Consider the following 993-nt stretch of genomic DNA (forward strand, 5'->3'; position numbering starts at 1 on the left):
TGGACACGTCGCGCCTGCTCACGCTCGACCGGCTGGCGGCGCTGCTCGCCGGGTTCGAGCGCGCGTTCGCGAGCCGGGCGCTGCTCGACCGGCCGGAGCCGCCGCCTTCGCGCGTGCGCTATGCCTTTCACCACGATCCGGTGCTCGCGTGGCACAACGGGATCCGCGCGTTCATCGCGGTGCTGGCCGCATCGGCGATCTGGATCGTCACGGCGTGGCCGTCGGGCGCCGGCTTCGTCGCGATCACGGCCGTGGTCGGCGCGCTGTTCTCGACGCGGCCGAACTCGGTGCGCGCGGCCGTCGGTTTCCTGAAAGGCACGGCATGCGCGGCGGCCGCCGGCGTCGTCTGCAACTTCGTCCTGTTGCCCGCGGTGTCGGGCTTCGAGATGCTCGCGACCATCCTCGGCGTGTTCCTGGTCGCCAACGGCGTCGCGATGCGTCATCCGCGCACGGCCGCGATGGGCAGCGCATTCGCGATCTTCTTCTGGAATTTCACGTCGCCGGACAATACCGCGCGCATCGGCGATGCCGCGTTCCTGAACAGCGCGCTCGCCACCATGCTCGGCATCGCGTTCGGCGCGCTGATCTTCGCGCTGGTGTTTCGCGGCGATCCCGGCACGAGCCGGCGGCGGCTGCATCGTGCGGTGCGCCGCGACCTGGCCGGCATCGCACGCGACCCGCGTGCCTGGTCGGAGAGCGTGTGGCTGAGCCGGACGGCCGACCGTCTCGCGCGCGAACTCGGTTTCGCGGGCAGCCTGCCGCAGACGCTGATCGAGCGCGACATGCGCGACCTGCTCGCGATCTGGGGAATCGGCGACAGCCTGCTGTCGCTCGCCGCACTGGCCTCGCGCGAGCCGACCGTGCGCCGCGTGGCGGAAGTGGGCGCGGACGCCGTGACGACCGCGACGGGCGAACGGCTCGCGAGCGACATCACGATCTGGGCGGCCGGCGTCGCGGGCCCCGCGATCCTGCGGGACATCGGCGACCTCGCGC

1 protein-coding gene is annotated in these 993 nt (G+C 72.4%); it reads left to right on the forward strand.

Annotated features, from left to right (window positions below):
• The coding region (locus G3N62_RS35580; protein WP_241013305.1) for an FUSC family protein at nt 1–993 on the forward strand (993 nt) is incomplete at both ends.

The sequence above is a fragment of the Burkholderia sp. Tr-20355 genome (assembly GCF_017104685.1).
Lineage (GTDB): Bacteria > Pseudomonadota > Gammaproteobacteria > Burkholderiales > Burkholderiaceae > Burkholderia > Burkholderia seminalis.